We start from the raw sequence: 19,551 nt of genomic DNA on the forward strand, positions 1-19,551 counted from the left end.
AAGGAGATGGATAGACTTCTCTATCTCCTATGCGGACAGGGAGCCGCCCCAGGCGGGAACCCCGGCAGGAAAGCCCGGAGCAGCAATTTAAGCGCATGGAGCGTTACTGCTTCCGGGTACTGTCCGGCTACCACAATCTTTTGCGCCGCTGGAAACAGGACTATGCCCCCAAAACGCCGGACGAGGACTTCCACCCGCTTCTTGTGGCAGCCTTGCAGCGCATGAGCCATGTGGAATATCTGCTGGATGTGCTGCTGTTCTCTGATATAGGGGAACGAGCCGCCCTGATTGCCAGCTATGGAAAGGAAGTGAGAAGCCTTTAGCGAAGAATGGCAGACCTTGCCGTCAGAAATGCGGCAGACCGTGATGGACGCTATCGAAGCCGCCCCGCTGCCCCGGAGCGCCCCTGAAGTCAGAGCCATGCTGGAGGGCACCGAGAAGGGCGGCGTAAGGAACAGTATTCAGAATTGTTTGACCGTGTTCCAGTATGACCCCGTCCTTTCCGGGGCGGTTGCAAAGAACCTGTTGACCGAGCGCATTGACCTTCTAAAGCCTGTCGGCAGGAAACGCAGAACCGGCGGAAAGGCCATGACCCACACCGACCTTGCGGCACTTTCTGGGAGCCGACACAGACAAGTACACCTACCAGGCCCTGCGACTGTTCCTTCTGGGAGCCATCCGGCGGGCGTTCTGCCCCGGCTGTAAATTTGAGGTCATGCTTTGTCTGGTAGGCGGTCAGGGAGCTGGGAAGTCTGCCTTTTTTCCGTCTGCCGGCGGTAAAGGACGAGTGGTTTTCCGATGATTTGCGGAAGCTGGTCGATGAAAACGTATACCGCAAGCTACAAGGCCACTGGATTATTGAAATGTCGGAGATGATTGCCACTGCCAACGCCAAGAGCATTGAGGAAATCAAGTCATTTTTAAGCCGCCAGAAGGAGGTCTATAAAATACCATACGAAACCCACCCGGAGGACAGGCTGCGGCAATGCGTGTTTGGAGGGACTTCCAACGCCCTGGACCTCCTTCCCCTTGACCGTACCGGCAACCGGCGTTTCCAGAGCCTACATCGAACAGGTATGGACGGAAGCCATGACAATATACAAAAGCGGCGATTTTAAGCTGTCTTTCAGCCCCGAAATGGTACGCTATCTGAAAGAACACCAGCGGAATTTTATGCCGGAGGACACTAAGGCCGGGATGATACAGGCATATCTTGACCGCTACACTGGCAGCGCCGTATGTCCAAGCAGCTTTTCCGGGAAGCATTAAACCAGGACTTTGACGAGCCGAAACAATGGTAAATTCGGGAAATCAACGAGATTATGAACCAGTGCGTCACTGGATGGAAGTATTTTCCCAATCCCCGGATATTTGAAGGGTACGGGGCAGCCTCTAAAGGCGTCTGTCCTCTCAATGCTTCGCCAGCTCCTGCTCCTGGTTCCCCTGATCCTGATTCTTCCGCTCTTTTTGGGGCTCAACGGAATCCTCTTTGCGGGACCCATCGCAGATATGTCATCTGCCGTAATCGTGGCCCTCTTTGTCGTTCCGGAGATGAAAAAACTGAACCGTCATATAAAAGAAAAAGACGAGGAAACCGAAGAAATGGAAACCAGTCCTGCGTGACAAGGTCTTCCTGAACAAAGTGGCATTTTTGTATTATTTTGTATTCTTGAACTCTGTATATCTCATAAGAGCGCCTACTACTAATCCAACTTGAGAAATAATTGCTCCTATCAATATCATTGCAAATTGCGGTACATTGATTTTATCAAAAGTAATCATATTCGCAGCACTAAAAGTTGCATACTCTGCTAGCATATACATAATACCAAATGCAATCGAGGAACCCCACTTCCACTTTCCCATATAATTATTTTTTCCGATTAGTAAAGAAATCACAAATGTTGTTACCGGAAGAAGTACCCATAGATACATAATACTATATCCCATTGCATCCGAACTGTTGATAAAAAACCAGAACACTATAAGCGAAACAGCCCAAATTCCGAGGTAGGTTACAAATAAAATAAGCATAGACAGTTTATTTTTGCTTTTTACTGTATTGGTGCTTTCGTCAAGATAATTCAAATAATTTGACATAGGCTTTTCCTCCTTTAATAGATGGTCAAGACTAATGTTATATAAATTGCTCATTTTAACGACACTCACAATATCAGGGTATGTTTTTTCATTTTCCCAGTTAGAAATTGTTTGTCTACTTACATCGAGTGCTTCCGCAACTTGTTCTTGTGTAAGATTTGCACTTATTCGCGCATTTTTTATTTTTGTCCCTATATCCATAACCACCCTCCTTTTTCTACCTATATCATAAACAGAAATATATATTTCGTCTATCAAATCACTTTTTCATTTATAATTTGCTTTGTCAAAATGCTTTTACATCGTTATCTATTCATCATTCCCACCGTCAAATTCTAATCTGCAAGTATCTTCTCTGTTTCCGCAATATCCCTTTCAATTAGCGGACGCATACTGTCTTTATACTTGGATAAATCAGCACTGCGTAAAGCTGATAGTATCATCGGGATATATTGGCGTTCTGTCTGCCCTATTTGCCTAAGTGCCTTGATACATTGTCTTGCTGTAATTGGCTTTTCGTCTGTAATATGAGATAGGAAGTCAGAAATAATCAAATCAAAGCGCTTTTCATCATCCCATTGGACATTTGCCGCAAGAATATACAGCACTCTATTTCTTACCAACGATTTCGGATGATTGAGCAGGGAGGCAAAATCATCAAAATATTCATACCACTCGTCTGTCTCCTTACTTTCTGATATGATTTTATCTGCAATCGCACAAGCGTACTTATCGTCTTTCGATGTCAGCTTCGCTATAATATCCAATTACATCACCTCCGTAAATTCATATTTGTGTCTTATCAGACTTCAAATTTATTTAACTTTCATTATTCACAATATAACTCTATTTTTAAAAATGCACAAGAAAAAAGGCATGAGAGACTTCCATATCTCTGCATACCCTTTTCTTGCAACAGTTCTTCTGTCCTTAATTCCAAATGTCCATACTTCATGCATATCCCCCGTGCACAAAGTATAATTAATAATTCTTTATGTTATATAGTGAGGTGCTGTAAATTCAACCTTTCTCCTACTTTTACTTAATGCCGTTGACCGGAATCGAACCGGTACGGGAGTATAAGTCCCGCAGGATTTTAAGTCCTGTGCGTCTGCCAGTTCCGCCACAACGGCTGATGGTGGGAGAAGGATTCGAACCTTCGAAGGCGTTGCCAACAGATTTACAGTCTGCCCCCTTTGGCCACTCGGGAATCCCACCGCGTTCCTGACAATTTAGAATTATACTGTATGAAATATGAAAATGCAAGTACTTTTTGAGAATTCCGATGAATCCCATTGTTTTTTCCGCCTTTTTCCTTTAAAATATTTCGTGGCTATACTACAAATTTAGGAGAAAAGAAAGTATGAATACAAAAAAACAAAAAAAGAAATTATCCTTGACCGTGATGATCCTGACGGCTCTATTCTTAGGTATCCTGTCCGGTCTTCTGCTTCAGAGTCATCCGAAGATCGCTGAGAATTACATTCAGCCTTTCGGAACTATTTTCCTGAACCTGATCAAAATGATCGTCGTCCCTGTAGTCCTGTTCTCCATCATTCAGGGAGTCGTCTCTCTCCAGGACATTAAAAAGGTAGGTTCCATCGGAGGAAAGACCATCTGCTTTTACATCGTTACCACGGCGTTTGCGGTTACATTCGGTCTGCTGTTCGCAAATGTACTTAACGTGGGAGGCGGCTACGTGATGAACAGTTCTTCTCTGGAGGCATATGAAGGTGCCACCAAGGCCCCTTCCCTTATAGAAACACTTGTAAATATCTTTCCGTCAAATGCAGTCGAGCCTTTAGTCAGTGCCACAATGCTCCAGGTTATTGTCATCGCACTGTTTTTCGGATTCGGCATCATCATTGCCGGTGACAAAGGAAAACCTGCGGCAGACCTTGTGGAGAGTCTCTCAGAAGTCTGCATCAACATCATGGGCCTCATCATCAATCTTTCGCCGATTGGCGTGTTCGCACTGATCACTCCGGTCGTGGCCACAAATGGTCCGTCCGTACTGCTTCCTCTTCTGAAATTGATCGGGGTAGCCTATCTTGCCAGCATCGTGCATATGGTTGTAGTTTATTCAAGCGCGGTCAAAGGATTCAGCGGCATCAGCCCACTCAGATTCTTCAAGGAACAAAGCCCGGCCATGCTCTTTGCATTTTCCAGTGCCAGCAGTGTGGGAACTCTGCCGTTTAACTATGAATGTACAGAAAAGCTTGGTGCCAGAAAAGAGATCGCAAGCTTCGTCCTGCCTCTGGGTGCTACGATCAACATGGACGGAACCGCTATTTACCAGGGGGTCAGCGCTATTTTCATCGCTCAGATTTTTGGAGTGCATCTGACTTTAACCCAGCAGCTGATGGTCATTCTGACTACGACCCTGGCTTCCATAGGCACCGCAGGAGTTCCGGGGTCCGGCGTTATCATGCTTGCCATGGTGCTCCAGAGTGTCGGGCTTCCTTTAGAGGGAATCGCCCTCGTAGCAGGAGTCGACCGTATCCTTGATATGGCAAGAACCACAGTCAATATCACCGGGGATGCAGCCTGCACTATCTGTGTGGATGCCATGGAAAAACGGAAAGAAGCACGGAGAAAAGTAGACATCTCCAACAATCTTTAAATTCCTATCCAGCAGAATTTATCCATATTCGTGCAAAAAAACTGCCACACCTTTTTAGTGCGGCAGTTTTTTTACGCTTCTGTCCCCTCGAACAAGGTTTCAAATTCACTCTGATTGATTCGTTCTTTTTCCAATAACAGTTTTGCACAGCTGTGGAGTACTTCCATATGCTCTTCAATGATCGCCCTGGCTTTCTTATAACAGTCATCCACGATGTCTTTCACTTCCTCATCGATAATGGTTGCCACCCGCTCTCCGTACGGACGGGGCTGGCCGATTTCTTTTCCGAGGAAGACTTCATCCCCTTCACCGCTGTCGTAATTGATCAGACCGAGCCGGTCTGACATGCCGTACTCAGTGACCATAGATCTGGCAAGCTGGGTAACCTGCTTGATATCCTGGGAGGCACCGGTCGTGATATCTTCAAAGATCAGCTCTTCTGCGATCCTTCCTCCGAGACTTACCATGATATTATGCAGCATTTTATTTTTTGTATTAAAGATATTGTCGTTTTCAGGGAGCGGCATCGTATATCCCGCCGCCCCAACGCCGGTCGGTATGATGGAAACCGTATAGACCGGTCCCATATCCGGGAGCACGTGAAACAGGATCGCATGGCCTGCCTCGTGGTAAGCCGTAATCCTCCGCTCGCTCTCAGGGACAACACGGCTCTTTTTCTCTGTGCCGATTCCCACTTTGATAAAGGATTTGTCGATATCTTCTTTTACAATGTATCCGCGGTTATTTTTAGCCGCCTGAATGGCCGCTTCGTTCATCAGGTTTTCCAGATCTGCGCCCACGAATCCCGCCGTCGTCCTGGCGATCTCGTGGAGATCCACATCATCGCCCAGAGGTTTCTTCTTGGCATGGATCTTTAAAATGTCCTCTCTTCCCTTGACATCCGGCCTTCCCACGCCGACCTTCCGGTCAAACCTGCCCGGACGGAGAATCGCCGGGTCGAGGATATCCACACGGTTCGTAGCTGCGATGACAATAATGCCTTCATTGACGCCGAAACCGTCCATCTCCACAAGCATCTGGTTCAAGGTCTGTTCTCTCTCGTCATGTCCGCCGCCCAGGCCGGAACCTCTCCGTCTGGCCACCGCATCGATCTCGTCGATAAAAATGATACAAGGTGCGTTCTTCTTAGCCTCTGCAAACAGGTCTCTGACCCTGGCAGCCCCGACGCCGACAAACATCTCAACGAAATCAGAACCTGAAATGCTGAAAAACGGGACATTTGCCTCTCCGGCCACGGCTTTTGCTATCAGTGTCTTACCTGTTCCCGGAGGTCCTACTAAGAGGACTCCCTTTGGGATTCTTGCCCCGATACCGATAAACTTCTTCGGATCTTTTAAGAAATCCACCACTTCTTCCAGTTCCTCTTTTTCCTCGGTAAGACCCGCCACATCGTCAAATGTAACTTTCGGGCCGTCCGGATTTGCCATCTTGGCACGGCTCTTTCCGAAATCCATCATTTTTCCGCCGCCGCCATTCTGCTTCATCATCATGATCAGGAAAAATACAAGAATTCCCACCATCAAAAGGTTCGGAAGCAGGGTCGTGATCCAGTCTCCGCTCCGGTCGATCGGCTTCACTACCATTTTTTTATAGAGATTCGGGTATTTATCCTCGATCTCTTTTACCGCCGCGTCAACGTCGGTGATATTACAGTTTTTATACACTTCATTCTTTAATTCTACCGTCATAGTGCCGGTTGGGACCTCTTTATTCTGCTTCATGGTGATCCCCACAACCTGCCCCGCTTTTGCGTCCTGACGGAATTGTGCGTAATTATAATTGTCCTCGGTGCTGTTCATCATTCTGGAAAAATAAATAATCCCCAGACATAAAATGACTGCAAGGAACAAAAAATTGCTGTTTCCTCTTCTTGGGTTCAACTTACTGTCTCCTCTCTGCTATTCTTCTGCGACTCCGATATATGGAAGATTCCTGTAATTTTGTGCAAAATCCAGGCCGTAGCCCACGACAAACTCATCCGGCACGTCAAAACCTGTGTATGCCACTTCCACATCCACCTCCCGGCGCTCCGGTTTATTCAAAAGCGTACAGATACGGAGGCTCCTGGGCTTCCTGCTCAAAAGCATTGGCTTTAAGTGGTTCAGTGTTTTCCCGGAATCAATAATATCTTCCACGATCAGAACTTCTTTATCCTCGATCGGTTCATCCAGATCCTTGGCAATCTTTACGATACCGGAAGACTCTCTGGAATCCCCGTAGCTGGACACGGACATAAAATCAATCGTTACCGGGACTGTGATCCTCTTGGCCAGCTCACACGCAAAAAAGACGCCGCCTTTTAAGATCGCGATCAAATGTACTTCCTTTCCCGCATAATCTTTGCTGATCTGGTCCCCCATCTCCTTGATTCTCTTATCCACAGCTTCTTCTGAGATCAACTCTCTAATCTCTGCTTGTTCCATATTTAATGTTTTCCTCCTAATTGTATTCCAATCTTAAATATCTTTTCGTTTTTTCAGAAACCTTATAAAACTCGCTCAGGCGGCGACCGATGATCCATATGATCCGGCTTCCGTCTGCCGCAAGCGGTATCCGGTCCCGCTCTTCTCTCGGAATTTTCTGGTCAATAAAATACCGGCTCAAAGACTTGCTCTTTCCATCTTTTGAAAATACAAAAAAGTCTCCCGGCTTTCTGTACCTCAGTTGGATGTCTTTGTCTATTTTATCATAATCAATGATTTTGGTAAAATCTTTTTCATCCATTTTTTCAAACCGGTTTGTCTCCGTCAGGACCAGCTGTCCCACAGCCGCTTTTTCTGCTGTTGTCTGCTTAGCCTCCACCAAGAGTCCTCCGTATGTTTTCTTTCCAGTAAGTCCATATGGAAGATCAATGGATTTCCCGGTTTCCCTGAAAGCCAGATCACAGAAACTCTGGATATGGATCTTCTCAATATCCTTTTTTCTGCCTGCGGTCTGTTCTATGGCCTGTTTTGCCAAAAGTCTCCTGATCGGCTCCGATTCCTTCAGAAACCGGCCTGTATCGATGAGACATCCCTTTTCATCCTGCTTTACACAGGCTTTCCACGCCTCAGACAACTGCTGTTCCAAATAACGGCTCCACTCTTCTATTTCTTCGGACAGTGAAAATATATGTTCCACAGCCCTTGAATTGACTTCTGTGAGCACCGGAATGACCTGATTGCGGATCTTATTCCTGGCAAACGTATTATCTTCATTACTGGCGTCCTCCATCCAGCTTTGGCCCTTTTCTTTTAAATACTTAAGGATTTCCGTTTTCTTAAGGCACAAAAGCGGCCGGATCACATCTCCCCGGACGGCTTCCATTCCTTTCAGACCCTGTATTCCGGTCCCCCTGGACATCCGGTAAAGAATTGTCTCCGCCTGGTCATTCTGGTGATGAGCCACTGCAATTTTTCCGCCTCCGTGCATATCCAGAACTTTTTGAAAGCATCGGTAGCGGATTATCCGTCCTGCCTCTTCCAGAGACATGGATTCTTTTTCAGCCATGCCTTGCACATCTTCCGAAAAAGTTATCCACGGTACCTTCAGTCTCCGGCATAAGTTTTCCACAAATTCCTGGTCTTTGAAAGCTTCCCTGCGGATACCATGATTGATGTGGACAGCGTGCAATTCAAGTCCATACTCCTGCTTAAGCTCACATAAAAGCAGGAGCAGGCACACAGAGTCTGCTCCTCCGGAGACTCCCACAGCGATGAAATCTCCCTGGCTGATCATATGATGTTTTTTTATAAACCTGAGTACTTTATCCATATCAATACTTTATCATTCCCAATCCAAGGATTCAATACTTATCCCAAATCCCGAGACCAATCATCGTCATGTCATCCTTTTTTTCGTATCCCTCGGTCTTTTCGATCTTCTCCATCAGTTCATCCACAAATCCCTGCGGACGTGTCGTGTGGATCTGCTTCATATACTCCATCAGCAGTTCCACTCCTTTTTCGCCCATGGAGTCGATGATGCCGTCGCTGACCTGTAAAATGAAATCTTCCGCCTCCAGCTTCTTCCGGTGTATAGGCAGTGACTTTTCCTTTAAAACACCTACCGGCAGACTGGGAAGCTGCACCATTTCCACCTGTCCCTTCCGCTTCAGGAAACATGGGCAGGCACCCAGCTTCAGAAAGCTTCCGATCCCCGCGTGCAGGTCAATCTGCAGATAATCAAGGGTCGAATAGCGCTCCTTCTCCGGCCAGAATACAAAAATAGACTGCAGAAGCTGGACGGCTCTTTTCTCATCCAAGCCTACCTCCAGAAGTTCCTCCAGTGTCTCGATAACCGCTTTACTGTCCCTGTTTGCAGCGGTTCCTGTGCCCATGCCGTCGGAGATCATAGAGACAAACCTGTGATTTCCCACAGTCCCCATAGAAAAATTATCCCCATTTTTCATATCTTCTTTCTCTGCCCTGGAAATCACCCCTGTCAGCACATGAAATTTTGTAGCCGCCTGCACCCCCATCATTTCATAGTTCTCCCCGATGGCCTGCTTACCGTTGGGCAGCGGCTGAAGTTTTTCCTGGAGAATGACCGACAGCCACCGGGCTACTTCTTTGGTCGTTACCTCCCTGCCCTTCTGGGCTTTTAAAAACAGGTAAATCTGCTTTCCCCTCATGTCATCTTCATATATATAAACCTTTTTTACTCTCAGATGATGGGCTTTCAGCCCTTTCTCAATAACTTCCTGCATCGGGCGGACTCCGAACAGCTGATATTTCTGGGCCGAGAAGCTTCTGAACATCCTTCCGGCCTCTATGTACTGTTCCCCGATCATCCTGCGCATTTCGATAAACCGCTGTTCACAGGCATACAAAAAAAGCTCCCTTTCATAGATCGTATTGATCTCTTCCACCCACTCCTTCTCTCGCTGGCATTTGCAGACAGAGCGGATATTCTGCACACTGAGGCCTCCCTGCTTCTCCAGAAGTTCCCCCAGCTTGTCCCTGTCATCCAGCGTCAGCCGGCACTTATCTTTTTCCCGGCACAGCATACATTCTTTTAAAATCGTACTCTCTATGATTGTTCTTCCGGTCTTTTTTTCCAAGTCTTCATCCTGCTCTGCACACATCCGCTTTCCGATCGTAGTGAGGCAGTGCTCCATCTGTTTCATATTATATGATATGATATCTTCCAGCTCATTGAAAAATATCTCTTCTACTGGTTCTTTTTTCTTTATAATCGGCATCCTGGACCCTCCTTCAGCTTCTAATTATACAAGGATCTTGTGTCATAATTTGCTGAAACGAATCTAAGGGACCGATTTCCATGCAAACAGCTCTTGTTATTTCTCTTTGGGACAGCTAAAATATATGAAAAGTATTAATTGGAGGTATAGAATGGAGCATGCAGATGAAATCATCCCTATCTTAAAGTCGTCCCTTCCTTTTTGGGAGCACCTGAAAGAAACAGAAAAGAAGACTCTCTCCCAGTGGTCTCAGCTTGTCCGCTACGAAAAAGGAGGGATCATCCGGTGCCAGAACTGTGAGTGTACCGGCGTGCTGATCATCAAAAGCGGAAGTGTGCGGACTTTCATGCTCTCAGAAGAAGGAAAAGAGATCACTCTGTACCGTCTGGAACAGGGAGATGTCTGTGTCCTTTCTGCTTCCTGCGTACTGTCTGCCATCACTTTTGAAGTACAAATGGAGGCGGTAACAGAAAGTGAAATCATACAGATCAGCGCAGGAGCATATTCGGAAATCGTTGACCGGAATATCTATGCGGAAGCATTTACCTATAAGCAGGCCACCGAGCGTTTTTCCGATGTGATGTGGACCATGCAGCAGATTTTGTTCATGAGTTTCGATCAGAGGCTTGCGATCTTTCTCCTGGATGAGAGCGGAAAAACGGGTTCTGACGACATCCATATGACTCACGAACAGATTGCCAAATACACCGGAAGCGCCAGGGAGGTTGTAAGCCGTATGCTGAAATACTTTTCATCGGAAGGTTTGGTAAAACTGTCCAGAGGCGGAGTCACAATCCTTGATAAAAAGGGCATAAAACAGCTGATCAGCTGAAATAAAATGCAGCAAACGGACAGATACCGTTTTGCTGCATTTTGCTGCTTAGATAAAAAGGTTTACATCAGAATTCTCCGCATCTCCCAAATAGGAGGCTACACCTGCGAATTCCACACCGTCGATGATCTCTTCTTTCCTGATACCCATCACATCCATGGACATGGTACAGGCCACCAGCTTCACACCGTTTTCAATGGCCTGTTTCATGAGATTTTCAAGAGTTTCCACATTTTTCTCTCTCATGACCCTCTTCATCATCTTTGTTCCCATACCGCCCATGTTCATTTTTGATAGTTTGAGCTTCCTGCTTCCTCTCGGCATCATGACTCCGAACATCTTTTCCACAACTGATTTTTTTACCCGCTGTTTTTCTGATTTCCTCACAATGTTCAGCCCCCAGAAGGTAAAAAACATTGTGACCGGCCTGCCCATGGCTGCGGCACCGTTGGCGATAATAAAGGAAGCGAGGGCCTTATCCATATCTCCGCTGAACACGACCATCGTTTTGCCCTGCCCGCCGTTTGTGTCAGCGGCTGCCGCACACAGTTCCTGCCCTTCTTTTCCTTTTTTTATAAAGACTACATTTTGTTTTCCGTCCCGCTCCTTCTTTACTAACGTATTTCCTGTTCTCTGGCACCAGGATTCAATATCCCTTGGGAATCCCATGTCTGTGGCCACCACTTTGACCGTCTCTCCATCCTCCATGGATTCTAAAGTCTCGTGAACCTTCATGATCGGCCCCGGACACTGCAGACCGCAGCAGTCAACAAGCCTTACTTCTTTTGGCTCTGCCTCTGCTGCTTTCAGCTGTTTTTCTTCCCGGCAGGCAGATGGCTCTCCGTCTTTGTAGTGCATAGACTGATAAAAACTCGTTCCTCCTTCCAGCACCTTTACATCTGAAAAACCATTCTGCTTAAGGATTCTGGCTGCGTTGTAGGAACGGACTCCAACTGCACAGTAAGTTACGATAAGCCGGTCCTTCGGCAGTTCAGCCATTCTCTGCCTCAGCTGCCCCAGCGGAATGTGAACAGAGCCCGGAATATGGAATACCATCCGCTCCATCTCTTCGGTTACATCCAAAATGGTTAAGTCCTTCTCCCAGCCTTCTGTTTCGATCCTGTCATCCAGTTCCCGGCAGCTCATAAAGGAGACCATCTTCTCCAAAACATTCTCTGCCGTAAAGCCGAGCATATTTACCGGATCTTTCGCTGAAGAATAAGGAGGAGCATAGGCGAGTTCCAGTTCTTCCAGATCATAGATTGTATTTCCGGAGCGTATGGCGCCTGCGAGCACGTCGATCCGTTTATCCACACCTTCCTGCCCCACTGCCTGTGCGCCAAGAATGTTTCCATCAAGGTCAAACAACAGCTTTAATGTAACCGGAACAGCACCAGGGTAATATCCCGCATGGGATTTTTGATTGATCAGTACAGTTTCATAGTCCTTCCCCCGGACCTTCCCCTTACGGATCAGCGTTTTTTCATTGACCCCTGCTGCCGCGGCTGTCAGGTCAAATACCTGGACAACTGAAGTCCCAAGAGTTCCCTTATATTTCTTCTGTTCTCCTGCAATATTATCCGCACAGATCCTTCCCTGTTTGTTGGCCGGTCCGGCTAAAGGGATCATTGCAGGTTCTTTCAGTACATAGTTTTCAACCTCTATGACATCGCCTACCGCATATATATTCTCTTCGGAAGTCCGGAGCATCTCATCCGTTAAAATACCGCCCCTGGCGTTAAGTTTCAAACCCGCTTTCCTCGCAAGCTCACTGTTTGGACGCACTCCTATGGACAGCAGGACCATATCTGTCTGTAATTCCTTCCCGCTGTTCAGCGCAATAAACGTTTTCCCGTCTTTATATTCAAAAGATGCCACGCCATCTCCCAGTATCAGGCTGACACCGTTCATTTCTATGTTTTCATGAAGAAGCTGGGCCATCTCGAAATCCAGAGGGGCCATGACCTGGTCCTGCATCTCCACAATGCTCACCTCAAGTCCAGCCCTGTTAAGATTCTCCGCCATCTCAAGGCCGATGAATCCGCCGCCGATTACCGCTGCTGTCTTCGGCTTTTTTGTCTCTATGACTTTCTTTATTCTGTCTGTGTCCGGAACCGTCCAAAGAGTATAAATATCCGGTCCGTCAATGCCAGGAATCGGAGGCACGACCGGAGAGGAGCCTGTGGCGATCACCAGATAATCGTAGCTCTCCTCATACGCTCTGCCCTCCTTTAAATCTTTTATGGTCACTGTCTGATCTTCCGGGTTAATTTTCACAGCTTCATTCCGCACTCTGACATCTACGTTAAATTTCTTTTTCATGGCCTCCGGAGTCTGAAGAAGCAGAGACTCCCTGTTTTTGATCACATCCCCTACATGATACGGAAGCCCGCAGTTGGCATAGGAAATATATTCACCCCGTTCCAGAAGAACAATTTCCATGTTCTCATCTTTTCTCCGAAGTCGGGCCGCTGTCGTTGCCCCGCCTGCCACACCGCCGATGATCACTGTTTTTTTCCTCATATTTTCCACCTCACATTTTTTAAAATATCATATCTGGTGTTATCATATCTGAAATGAAGTGATCATTCTGTGACCATGTCACACAGGAAAATATTATTTATGTCTGAAATCATAGACATCTTTATGGATGTCCAGTGTTTTTCCGTTAATTATCTATTTTTAACATATGATAGAAATCATCTTTATCATCTGGATAACCACAAAATAACAAGTCATCTACTACAAGCAAAGCATACCAATCATTATTTGGCATTTTAATCTTTTGTTCCTGCTCAGAATCCAAGTGATAGATTTGTATATGCCTTTCCTCTGAGCTATCCCAATGAGTATTATATCCAACAATCATAGAGGAGTTATAAACAAACTCATAAGAATTGTCGGAAAAACCATGTTGTATTTTGTCTTTCTTATGATCTCTATATTGGTATAATCTCACCTTACCATCCTCACCCCAGCAAATATAATATACTTTCCCTTGATTCTCTCCAATTCCCTTATATAGAACTATATTATCCTCATACTGCAGTTTATTTTTCCATGCTTGTCCTCGTACAATCTTACCCTTTCGAGTCTTTAAATCAACCTTATTTATTCCTACCTCCCCATGTTCTATATAATATAAATTGTCCCCAGAAAAACATGGCTTTCTTATATCTTCTGCAATCTTTTCCATTTTCTTGTTCTTAGGAAAGAATCGAAAAATAGTATTACCTTCATCACCTTCGGCTAACAAGTATATTTCATTGTTATATAATTTAATTCCATGGATCCACTCTATCTCTTTTTTATCTTTTGCAGAAAGAAGTTTTCAAATGTTTTTTCCATTCAGATCACTTTTAAAAACACAATTATTATGAACGTAATATAAACTGTCTTTTGATAATTCCAATCCACCTTCACTAACATTCCACCCTCAGACTGTATACAATCGACCTCCTTTTGGAGGCGGTTGTCTATGTCTCCCCAAAGTCCTCATAACGATAAGACACATCCGCTTTTCCATCGTCTTTCAGAAGATTGGTCGTACTGCTGTGGACATCCTTGTTATATACGTAATACGCAGCATCCAGAACTATCCTCAAGAATCAGAAGGTGAACGTGACTGCTTTTATATTGTCTTTGTGCTGCAACACATCAGAAAACTAAAGATATTTCCTATATCAAGCCAGAGATCAGCACTCACAATAATAGTAATATTAACAACAACAGCAGTAATATAATCCAGAGCTGAGGGATATATCTATCTCCTAGCTTTGGATTATGCTGTCCACCTAAAACTTTCAACCCTCATATGCCGATACATTTTTAATGCAGATAAATTTATCCGTAGTTTAAATATAAAATATATAATTCCATTTAAAAACCCATAGCACGGTGTTTAATACCATGCTATGGATAATCTTATGTTGTAGATCCTTTTATCAAATATTTTGTCTTTACTCATGTCTAAAGTCGTATACATCTTTGTGAATATTTAATTTCTTTCCATTTATTCTGATTTTATTATCTGACAGCCATTTTATATCTGCCTCTTCACAGTGATATTCAAAGTATATATTTTTCTTTTTATTTTTTATTGTATCTTCAATTTCTACAATAACAGAAAAATCTACTGTAGCATTATCCTGCCCATGAAACGCATTAGCAATATATTGTCCATTCGGAGATTTTACACTTTTAAACAACTTTCCCTTTGGAACGGCCTGAGTATCAAAAGTAAAATGATATATACCCCACCCGATACTGGCTAACACAATAATAAATATAAATACCTTTTTCTTTTTCATTTATTACACTCCTACATAAACTAGCTTAAAAGCAAACTTTAAATAATTTGTCATCTATAAAAATAATAATTATCCTCATTAACTTTAATTTTTCTTATTTTAAAGCTTCTTGGATAATCTTTAAACCCTTCGACTGATGACCGATACTTTTTGTCTTCTGTTCTACCCTTTTATGCTCTTTATTGATACAATACATCCATCCTGTTATCTTATTTTTCAGAAGTATACATTGTTCCATCAGTTGATAAAAATGAATAGTTCCTGTAAATAGCTCTTGTTGATTTCCTGTTTTATCGTTCAAAATAATTTTTATAACATGATCTTCAAATTTTTCTAATGTAAACCCATCTCCTAAATCTATATAATAATTTGAAACATCATCTATAAAAAATCCCTCTGCCCAGAAACTATTTTCAACATTTAACTCATGTTCACTTATAAACAATGCTTCTCTCTTACCTTTAAATCTAGGCTGTTCTGCAAATTTCTCTAATCCTTTCTGAGCAAGTTCATATGAAGAATATACTGCAATAAAAGTCTCGTCATCATTTTCAGGATTTTCATCCCAATAGTAAAATGTCAATTCATAAATTGTCATTCCTATCACCCCACCTTCATTTGACTCTATTCTCCCCCTTGTTTTCCTCTCTTTTCATCTCCTTTAATATAAATCCTCATCAGTGATAAAACCTTCTTTCCATTCCGGTTCATTTAATTTGTACTCATCAATATAAAACTCATGTTCATGTGTAATAAATCTGGGATGCTTTTTAAACTTTTCTCTCGCCTCTTCAGCCAGTTCCAATGAAGAATACACTGCAATTGTTACTTCATCCTCCTCATCATTTTCTTCTTCCTGATACCAAAAACTTAGTTCATAAACATTCATATCCCTATACCTTTTTGTATTTACTAACCTAAATACAGTTTGCTCCTCGCCTGAAATGTTTTTGTTCTTCTGATAGTGATAAACTCAATATGACTTCATTTTTCTTTTTTACCAGCCTTCTTCATTTTTTTAAATATACAGTATATAACAAATAAAATTGCACTAATAAAAATTAGGCAAATAATTAATGACATGGCTTGAATAAATACATCAACTATAAGCTCTTTATCAAACTTTACTATTTGAGTATTACAAATTTCTTGATACAAGATTATGAACTCCTCCTTATTAATAATTTCATTCTCACTAAAAAAACTGAAAGTTGCCTTTATCTGTATAGTAAAATAATCTTCAATTCATCATAAAACCCTCTAAAATCATGTTTATAAGAATTCTAAATTCCAAATACATCCCGCTTTTTTCGCTATTTCTTTGCATTCTCTTCCTTTAGAATCTTTTTAATGAATATCTCCTCCATGTCTTTTTAAATAAGAAACAATTTTTGAACTTTCTCTTCCGGATGCCATATGCATTGATGTATAGGAATAATCTTTTGTTTTATCGTATAAATATCGATTTACATTAGCACCGTTTTCTACAAAGTACTTTACCATTGATAAATCTCCAATATTTATTGATTCCTGGAGAAGCTCCTCTTTTCTGACTACCCCTTTTGTTTTTTTGCTTTCTATTATCTTCTTAACTACATCGCCTTTTCCAATCCATATTAGAGATTTAAGATTAGACTCCGAAGCATATAAACCTCGTTTACAAAAAGTCCAGGCTTTATCTGGTGAATCCAGACAGACACTATCCAAGATATTATCGCCATCTTCCTGTACATAAATTGAATAATCCTTATGAAGTAAATATTGAAATGTCTCCATATCAGAGTTTTCATAAGCATGAAATACTTCCAAATCCGTAGGTTTGTATCCAAGCTTTTGAATTGCTCTAAAAGACTTTTTATTACCTAACGCACAAATAAAACTCCATGTAACACATTCTCCGTCCTCCGGGTTCTGTGTATAGTCCACCTTACCATCTCTTATCAAAATTTCAGCATTACTATATGATCCACCAAGAATTGCAAATGAAACAGAATCTGCCTTATAAAAATCCGTTTGATTATTTCCCTCTAAATTTTGCTGTAACAAATTATATATCTAATTTTAGTATATGACCAAACTCCCCATTATCATAGAGATAAGTACAAACAACCATATCATCTATCACAAACTCAGCAGACCAAGTATCATTCGGCATTTTAATCTTCTTTTCTTGTTTAGAATCCAAGTTATAGATTTGGATATACCTTTCCTCTGAGGTATCCCAATGGGTGTTAAATCCAACAATAATGGATGAATTATAAACAAAATCATCAGAATTATCAGAAAAGCCATGTTGTATTGTGTCTTTCTTATGATCTCTATATTGGTATAGTCTCACTTTGTCATCTTTCCCCCAACAAATATAATATACTCTCCCTTCATTCTCCACGATCCCCTTATATCGGACTAAATCATCCTCATATTGCAATTTATTTTTCCATGCTTGTCCTCGTACAATCTTACCCTTTAGAGTCTTTAAATCAACCTTATTTATTCCCACTTCCCCATGTTCTATATAATACAGATTGTTTCCAGAAAAACATGGATTCCTTATATCTTCTGCGACTTTTTCAAGTTTTTTGCTTTTGGGATAGAATCGAAAAATACTGTTATCCCATTCACCATCGGCCAACAAGTATATTTCATTGTTATATATTTTAATTCCATTAATCCATTCTGTTTCTTTCTTCTCCTTTGCGGAAAGAAGTCGTTGAATGTTTTTTCCATTTAAATCACTTTTAAAAACACAATTATTATGAACGTAATATAAACTGTCTTTTGATAATTCCAATCCACCTTCACTTTGTACTTTCGACTTTTTCTCCGGTCTAATAATTGTAGTTCTTTTATAATCCTTCTTGTTAATTCGAATGATTTCCTGGTTTTCCGTTTCATAGAAAACAAACTGATCATTTTGAACGATTGTAGATGAATATGCTGAATAATAAGCCAATGCTAGTTTGTCATTTTTTAAATCGAACATATCTGATAAATGTTCTTTTTCCCTCTGACACCCCACAAGAAACAAACTGATCATTATAAAAAATACGAAATTGTTTTTATATCTAATTATTTTCATAACTACACCACTTCTTCCTGTCTTTAATAAAACAAAAATTTAGGATGGAATCAAACCATTCCATCCTATTCATTTTTCAAATATTCTCAAATTTTTTTAAATAACAATACCTTTTTGTACTCTTCTCAATTCAAACATCTCCCTCCTCTTCCCCGTGGTGGCTTATAATACTTCTTACCAACTTGTTTTATTTGTTTCCTAAATTTACTGGCATTTTTATATTTCCATCCATAGCCTGATTTTGATGAATTTGGTGCAGATTTTCTATATACATTCACAAGCCATCTACCACCTACACTACTATTTCCAATTTGATATCGGCCAGGAACTCTTTTATTTTTTGAAGGCATACCCTTTTGTTTCATTCTCCATCCTGCATAAATAGAAACTTCTCCTAATCCTTTACTATTTGGCCCTAATTCTGCAACTACTCCAAACAAATAATTACCATTTTTCATATTCACGATAACACCAACCGAGTAAATATAAGCTTTCATATTTTTAGGGACTACAATATATGGAATATCGTCGGATGCAATTGTACCATTAAAACATCTAGTCCCACATTGATGATCTAAATCTCCATATGGGCCTTTTTTATGATGACATTTCTTTCTCTCATATTTATTTTTTATTACGCCATCCGTACATATCCGTAATTCATCTGTGTTTCTTCCCCAAGATACTTCTTTTGCATGCCCGCTTGGATCCACATAGTTGATTGGGTTATCTGCACAATAACCATACAAATGCTGTGTATCCGGCTCGTTTGTCTCCCCACGATAAGTATCCTCAGACAAAAATCTTCCATCCTCCGGATTATAATACCTTGCATTCAGATAATAAAGCCCCGTTGTCTCATCATATCGTCCCCCTGTATAACAGGTTTCATTCTTAGCCGTATTCTCTCCAATGCTCTGCGTCTCTCCAAAGTCTTCATAGCGGTAAGACACATCTGCTTTTCCATCGTCTTTCAGAAGATTTGTAGTACTTCCCTGTACATCTTTGTTATACACATAATACGCAGTATCATTTCCTGTGTATCTCTGGGTTCCTATCACATTCCCGTCAGTTCCCAAAAGATCCTGAGACGTCTGCTCTCCTTTTCCATCGGTCGTATAAGAGACGACACTATCCTGATAATAGTAGTTGGTCGTCTGATCTCCTTCCACTCTCTGGATTCTCTGCCCGTCTCCATTGTAACGGTTCTGCTGAACAACCGCATTCTTTCCATCTTTGTTCACAGAGACTTCTGTCAGGCGGTTCTCCGCATCATAGGTACGGTAAAGGATCTCCCCTGTTGTTCCATTGGTCTGTCCGATCTCATTTCCGTTCTTGTCATAGACATACTGCTTATTCTCTTGTACGGTACCATCTTTCCATGTGGTCGAAGTTTTCACCTGA

At 42.4% G+C, this 19,551-nt stretch carries 17 protein-coding genes, 2 tRNA genes and 3 pseudogenes; 5 read left to right on the top strand and 17 right to left on the bottom strand.

Annotation, left to right across the window (positions count from 1 at the left end; genetic code table 11):
• Window positions 1-13 precede the first annotated feature (13 nt).
• The 3 pseudogenes from CI597_RS19555 to CI597_RS14655 all read left to right on the top strand — a co-directional run.
• Window positions 14-410 (top strand): annotated as a pseudogene (locus CI597_RS19555) (DNA primase); the annotation flags it as partial.
• Between the two features lie 10 nt (window positions 411-420).
• A pseudogene (locus CI597_RS18970) lies at window positions 421-1,385 on the top strand (VapE domain-containing protein); the annotation flags it as partial.
• A pseudogene (locus tag CI597_RS14655) lies at window positions 1,369-1,623 on the top strand (MATE family efflux transporter); the annotation flags it as partial. The pseudogenes CI597_RS18970 and CI597_RS14655, both read left to right, overlap by 17 nt.
• A 33-nt stretch (window positions 1,624-1,656) precedes the next feature.
• On the opposite strand, the gene CI597_RS14660 reads toward CI597_RS14655, so the two are convergent.
• The 4 genes from CI597_RS14660 to CI597_RS14675 all read right to left on the bottom strand — a co-directional run bounded on the left by CI597_RS14660 (window position 1,657) and on the right by CI597_RS14675 (window position 3,318).
• The gene (locus tag CI597_RS14660) at window positions 1,657-2,301 is read right to left on the bottom strand and encodes a helix-turn-helix domain-containing protein (protein ID WP_024728676.1); all 645 of its coding nucleotides are present in this window, start codon (window positions 2,299-2,301) and stop codon (window positions 1,657-1,659) included.
• Between the two features lie 134 nt (window positions 2,302-2,435).
• Window positions 2,436-2,867 carry a hypothetical protein gene (locus tag CI597_RS14665; protein WP_034550208.1) on the bottom strand — a complete coding sequence of 144 codons (432 nt, stop codon included), beginning with the start codon at window positions 2,865-2,867 and terminating at the stop codon, window positions 2,436-2,438.
• Window positions 2,868-3,146: 279 nt separating this feature from the next.
• Window positions 3,147-3,233: transfer RNA gene (locus CI597_RS14670), tRNA-Leu, on the bottom strand.
• Between the two features lie 3 nt (window positions 3,234-3,236).
• A tRNA-Tyr gene (locus CI597_RS14675) sits at window positions 3,237-3,318 on the bottom strand.
• 145 nt (window positions 3,319-3,463) lie between these two features.
• On the opposite strand from CI597_RS14675, the gene CI597_RS14680 reads away from it, so the two are divergent.
• Window positions 3,464-4,723: a dicarboxylate/amino acid:cation symporter gene (locus tag CI597_RS14680; RefSeq protein WP_024728677.1), complete on the top strand. Its 1,260-nt coding sequence runs from the start codon at window positions 3,464-3,466 to the stop codon at window positions 4,721-4,723.
• A 71-nt stretch (window positions 4,724-4,794) separates the two neighbouring features.
• On the opposite strand, the gene ftsH is transcribed toward CI597_RS14680, so the two are convergent.
• The 4 genes from ftsH to CI597_RS14700 are packed head-to-tail and all read right to left on the bottom strand — an operon-like array spanning window position 4,795 to window position 9,926.
• The gene (gene ftsH / locus CI597_RS14685; RefSeq protein WP_024728678.1) at window positions 4,795-6,624 is read right to left on the bottom strand and encodes an ATP-dependent zinc metalloprotease FtsH; all 1,830 of its coding nucleotides are present in this window, start codon (window positions 6,622-6,624) and stop codon (window positions 4,795-4,797) included.
• Between the two features lie 18 nt (window positions 6,625-6,642).
• Window positions 6,643-7,167: a hypoxanthine phosphoribosyltransferase gene (hpt, locus tag CI597_RS14690; RefSeq protein WP_024728679.1), complete on the bottom strand. Its 525-nt coding sequence runs from the start codon at window positions 7,165-7,167 to the stop codon at window positions 6,643-6,645.
• Between the two features lie 16 nt (window positions 7,168-7,183).
• Window positions 7,184-8,497, bottom strand: a complete 1,314-nt coding sequence (gene tilS / locus CI597_RS14695) for a tRNA lysidine(34) synthetase TilS (RefSeq protein WP_034550212.1) — start codon at window positions 8,495-8,497, stop codon at window positions 7,184-7,186.
• Between the two features lie 31 nt (window positions 8,498-8,528).
• On the bottom strand, window positions 8,529-9,926 hold the full coding sequence (locus tag CI597_RS14700; RefSeq protein ID WP_024728680.1) for a SpoIIE family protein phosphatase: 1,398 nt from the start codon (window positions 9,924-9,926) through the stop codon (window positions 8,529-8,531).
• A gap of 151 nt (window positions 9,927-10,077) precedes the next feature.
• Between CI597_RS14700 and CI597_RS14705 the strand changes: the two genes are divergently transcribed.
• Window positions 10,078-10,758: a Crp/Fnr family transcriptional regulator gene (locus CI597_RS14705; RefSeq protein WP_024728681.1), complete on the top strand. Its 681-nt coding sequence runs from the start codon at window positions 10,078-10,080 to the stop codon at window positions 10,756-10,758.
• A 48-nt stretch (window positions 10,759-10,806) separates the two neighbouring features.
• Here the strand turns inward: CI597_RS14705 and CI597_RS14710 are convergent, their stop codons facing one another.
• The 9 genes from CI597_RS14710 to CI597_RS14745 form a co-directional block, all read right to left on the bottom strand.
• Window positions 10,807-13,281, bottom strand: a complete 2,475-nt coding sequence (locus CI597_RS14710) for a DsrE/DsrF/DrsH-like family protein (protein ID WP_024728682.1) — start codon at window positions 13,279-13,281, stop codon at window positions 10,807-10,809.
• Window positions 13,282-13,426: 145 nt separating this feature from the next.
• On the bottom strand, window positions 13,427-13,954 hold the full coding sequence (locus tag CI597_RS14715) for a hypothetical protein (RefSeq protein WP_143266092.1): 528 nt from the start codon (window positions 13,952-13,954) through the stop codon (window positions 13,427-13,429).
• Between the two features lie 763 nt (window positions 13,955-14,717).
• Entirely contained in the window at window positions 14,718-15,068 is a 351-nt protein-coding gene (locus CI597_RS14720; protein ID WP_024728684.1) for a DUF5412 family protein, read from the bottom strand.
• Between the two features lie 94 nt (window positions 15,069-15,162).
• Window positions 15,163-15,666 carry a hypothetical protein gene (locus CI597_RS14725; RefSeq protein ID WP_024728685.1) on the bottom strand — a complete coding sequence of 168 codons (504 nt, stop codon included), beginning with the start codon at window positions 15,664-15,666 and terminating at the stop codon, window positions 15,163-15,165.
• A 63-nt stretch (window positions 15,667-15,729) separates the two neighbouring features.
• Window positions 15,730-15,957 (bottom strand): hypothetical protein, encoded by a 228-nt coding sequence (locus tag CI597_RS14730; RefSeq protein ID WP_024728686.1) that lies wholly within the window; start codon window positions 15,955-15,957, stop codon window positions 15,730-15,732.
• A gap of 95 nt (window positions 15,958-16,052) precedes the next feature.
• Window positions 16,053-16,226, bottom strand: a complete 174-nt coding sequence (locus tag CI597_RS18020; RefSeq protein ID WP_155854037.1) for a hypothetical protein — start codon at window positions 16,224-16,226, stop codon at window positions 16,053-16,055.
• Window positions 16,227-16,415: 189 nt separating this feature from the next.
• Window positions 16,416-17,114, bottom strand: a complete 699-nt coding sequence (locus CI597_RS14735) for an ankyrin repeat domain-containing protein (RefSeq protein ID WP_034550217.1) — start codon at window positions 17,112-17,114, stop codon at window positions 16,416-16,418.
• A 1-nt stretch (window position 17,115) separates the two neighbouring features.
• Complete coding sequence (locus CI597_RS14740) at window positions 17,116-18,147, bottom strand: hypothetical protein (RefSeq protein ID WP_024728688.1); 1,032 nt, start codon at window positions 18,145-18,147, stop codon at window positions 17,116-17,118.
• A 125-nt stretch (window positions 18,148-18,272) separates the two neighbouring features.
• Window positions 18,273-19,551, bottom strand: a 1,279-nt coding sequence (locus CI597_RS14745) for an RHS repeat-associated core domain-containing protein (protein ID WP_235824652.1), incomplete at its 5' end; no start/stop codon positions are given.

Source organism: Anaerostipes hominis (ex Lee et al. 2021), from assembly GCF_002270485.1.
GTDB classification, from domain to species: Bacteria; Bacillota; Clostridia; order Lachnospirales; family Lachnospiraceae; genus Anaerostipes; species Anaerostipes hominis.